This is a genomic window from Streptomyces corynorhini (assembly GCF_003346515.1).
GTDB lineage: Bacteria > Actinomycetota > Actinomycetes > Streptomycetales > Streptomycetaceae > Streptomyces > Streptomyces corynorhini.
The window spans coordinates 1-3,868 of record NZ_QQNA01000377.1 but is presented as its reverse complement, the minus strand read 5'-3'; the positions used below and the strand labels follow the sequence as shown (position 1 = coordinate 3,868).

Here is a 3,868-nt window from a genome sequence, read left to right as displayed (position 1 = left end):
CGCCGGTCCGCGCGCGGACCGGGCGCCGCCGCCCTCCCGCACCCTCCCGCCTGCCCGCCGGAAGCCCCCAGGCGCCTCCAGGCGCTGCCGGGCCCCGCTGGTGCTCCCCGCCCCCCTCCGGGGCGCGCGGAGCCGCCGAGGGCGCCCCACGCGCCGACGCGCGGGGCGGCCGGACGGATGCCCGGCCGCCCCGCGCGTCGTGTGCGGCTCCCGGAACGGGTCTGGGGACTGCGCGTGCGGCGGAACGCCGTACCGCGGGCGTACGCGCGCCGGGGCGCCGTACGGATCCCGCGGGTCGTTCGGGTCCTGCGAGCGGTGCGGTCCTGCGCGTTCAGTGCGCCGGCACGCGATCCATGCCCCCGCGCTGCGGTTGCATCGGCACGCCTCCCGGCGGCCTGGTACCGCCCGGAGCGCCGGGGGCGCCCTGGGCGGGGTTACGGCGTTGCTGTGCGCCCGCGCCGTTCTGGACGTCCATCACGGCGTGTGCCACGAGGCCGCCCATCGGGTCGTGCCGTATCAGGTCCCGGAGCCGGGAGCGCGAGGAGCGCCCCTCGTTCCCGGGGTACAGATGCTTGCCGAGTCCGACCGCGTGGGCCAGGGCGGCGAGCGCCGCGGTCCGCGGGTCCGGCGGAACGCCGGTGCGGATCGCGTTGTCCAGCCGGGACCTGATTTCCCGGCTGATGGCTGTCTCGGTCGCCTGATAGCGCGTCGTCGGCAGCACTCCGCACATCTGGCCCGCCACGGCATGCACCATGCCGCACCGCTCCAGATGCGAGAGATAGGTCTGGCGCAGCCCCAGTCGGGGTCCGCCAATCCAATGGACGGCCCGGACCGGACTGCCGCGTCTGCGCAGCAGTTCCAGTGCGGAGTCCAGAGTCGGATCTCCGGTCGGCCGTGGCATCACCACGGCGATACGATCCCCATCAGGGGCTATCCGTCCTGCCAGAGCCAGCTCTACTAGCTGTGCTCCGGCCAGGCCGAGGTCGAGCGACTGCGGCTGCGCTGTGGTACCCGTGGCCGGGTCCAGAGCGAGCAGCAGAAGCTCCTCCGGAATTGTTCTGCGGCTCCTGCCCATCCATGCCTCCCCGCGTGGATGAATGACAGGGTGACCCCTCTCACAATGGTCTGTCGAGGGTGCCTGGGTGCTTTGTGTGGGAACCGTTATGTATGTCGTTCTCGTCTAGCACGTGGGCCGAGGTCTCAGAGCAGGACACTGATAGATGCTTCGGACAGTGCGGTACGTCGGATGAGACATGAAGGAGACACGGTGGCGGGCGAGTCCCCCGGTAAGTCGGATCAGCGGAAGTCGTCGGGGGAGACGGCCCCGGGAGAACGCGATCCCCGGCTCTCAGTCTTCCGCGAATCGGGGACGGAGAGGGCCGGAACGGCCGAGAAGGCCGAATCCGGTTCGGGCTCCGGCTCTCTTCCGGACTCCGGTTCCGCGGTGTCGACGAAGGTCGCGATCGCAAATCGTACGGAGGAGCCGGCGGCTGAATCCGCCGAATCCGCGGAGTCCGCAGGACCCTCGGGGGCCGCGGAGGACACCGGGGAGCCCGAGGGCGGTCCGATAGCGGAGCCCGTGGAGGCCGCGAAGAGCGGCGAGGACGGCGAGGGAGCCGCCGCGAGCGGGACCGGAACGGCTGGAAAGCCCCCTACGGACGGCGGCGAGGGCGCGGGGCGGGGCGCGGGCGCCGACGGGGGCGACGGCAGGACGGGCGGCGAGAGCGAGGACGAAGCGGAGAAGGACGCGACGGATTCATCGGACGCTACGGATTCATCGGACGCGGCGGATTCGTCTGACGCGTCCGACGCCTCGGACGCCGGGGCCCCGTCGTCCCCCTCGTCCCCCTCGTCCTCGCCCTCCTCCTCGTCCGCGTCGTCCTCTTCGGGCCCGTCCTGGGCGAGGCCGGCCACCGAAGCGGCCGGTGCCACGAAGGAGCCGAAGGTCTCCGGAACCTCCGGGAAGGGCTCTTCCGAGGGCTCCTCCAAGGGCTCTGAAGGCGCTCAGGACGCCGACTGCGGCGAACCGGACCCGGGCGGGACCGATCAGCCCACGAGGGTCTTCAAGGCCCTGCCGCGGCCCGCTGTCGACCAGCCCACCACCGCGCTGAAGATCCCGTCGAGCCTCCGGGCCGGGAAGACCGGCCAGAACGCCGGGAAGGGCGGCGAGGACGCCGAAGGCGCGGCCGACGGCAAGAGCCCCCAGAACGGCAAGAGCGCCAAGGGCACCGAGAACGGCAAGAGCACCAAGAGCACCGAGAACGGCAAGGGCGCCGAGGGCGCCGAGACCGAGGACCCCGCGGAGCGGACCAGCACCTTCGTACCGCTGCGCGGGGACGACAAGCCGGAGCCTCGCAAGCCGGACTTCCGCAAGCACCAGCCCGGCTCGGCGTCCGCCGCCGCGGTCGGCCTGGACGCGGCGGCCACGCGGGCCGCCCCGTACCCCGGCGTCGCCGGGCCCCGCCCGTCCGGCCCCGTCTCGCCCGTACCGACACCGCCCTCGGCGGCGGGCCCGATCCCCGAGGCCGAGCGCACCCGGCAGCAGCCCATGCCGCCGATGCCGCCGCTCGACCTGCTGGCCGAGCTGACGAACACCCCCGAGACCCCGGTCCGCACGGCCGTGCGGCGCGTCAAGATCTGGACCCCGCTGGTCCTGCTCCTCGCGATCGTCTTCGTCGTCGTCCAGTCCATGCGGACGCTGCCGGAACCGGAACTCGCGCTCACCGCCGACTCCTCGTACGCCTTCGAGGGCGGCAAGCCCTCGCTGCCGTGGCCCGATCACGGGCAGGGCGCCATGTCGGTGGCCGGGCTGGGGGCCATGGACGCGTTCGGCGAGCAGAAGCCGGTGCCGATCGCCTCCGTGACCAAGTCGATGACCGCGTACATCATCATGCGCGACCATCCCATGAAGGTCGACGAGGACGGCGCTCAGATCCCGGTCGACGCCCTGGCCGAGAAGGAGGGCGGCTACGACGAGTCGGGCAACGAGTCGACGCTCAACACGATCAAGGAGGGCGACAAGCTCTCCCAGAAGGACGCCCTCAGCGCCCTGATGATTCCCTCGGCCAACAACGTGGCGCGGCTGCTGGCGCGCTGGGACTCCGGTTCGCAGGACAAGTTCGTCGCGAAGATGAACGAGGCCGCCAAGCAGCTCGGGATGAACGACACCACGTACACCGACCCGTCGGGGCTCGACGCGACGACGGTCTCCACCGCGGCCGATCAGGTCAAGCTCGGCCTTGAACTGGTCAAGATGCGGGCGCTGATGGTGATCACCCAGATGCCGTCGTGGACCGACCCGTCCGGCAAGACCTGGCCCAACTGGAACACCCTGGTGCCCTACGACGGCGCGATCGGGATAAAGACCGGCACCACCACCAAGGCCGGCGGAAACCTGCTCTTCGCCGCGACCAAGGACGTCGGCGGCACGAAACAGTACGTCGTGGGCGCTGTTCTCGGACAGCAGGGGCCCTCGATCATCGACGCCGTCAACGCGGCCAGCAAGAAGGTCATGCTCGCGGCGCGTGAGGTCCTCGTGTCGAAGACCGTGATCAAGAAGGGTGACACGGTCGGATACGTCGACGACGGGCTGGGCGGACAGGTTCCCGTCGTCGCCACCAAGGACCTCAAGGCGGTCGGCTGGTCGGGGCTGAAGACCCCCGTCAAACTGGCGGACGACGGAAAGACGATCCCGCACGAGGCGAAGGCGGGCACGGTCGTCGGAAAGCTCACCGTGGGATCCGGACTGGGACAGGTGACCGCGCCGGTCGCGCTCCAGGACGACCTGACCGAGCCCGGCCTCGGCGCGAAGCTGACGCGCGTCAGCTGACCGGCCATCGGCCATCCATCGGCCATCCATCGGCCATCC

General features: G+C 71.4%; 2 protein-coding genes. One reads left to right on the top strand and one right to left on the bottom strand.

Annotated elements, in window-relative coordinates; all coding sequences use genetic code 11:
• Positions 1–331 precede the first annotated feature (331 nt).
• Positions 332–1,075: a GOLPH3/VPS74 family protein gene (locus tag DVH02_RS32855; protein WP_114627500.1), complete on the bottom strand. Its 744-nt coding sequence runs from the start codon at positions 1,073–1,075 to the stop codon at positions 332–334.
• A gap of 171 nt (positions 1,076–1,246) precedes the next feature.
• Between DVH02_RS32855 and DVH02_RS32850 the strand changes: the two genes are divergently transcribed.
• Positions 1,247–3,829 (top strand): D-alanyl-D-alanine carboxypeptidase family protein, encoded by a 2,583-nt coding sequence (locus DVH02_RS32850; RefSeq protein ID WP_114627499.1) that lies wholly within the window; start codon positions 1,247–1,249, stop codon positions 3,827–3,829.
• Positions 3,830–3,868: the final 39 nt, after the last annotated feature.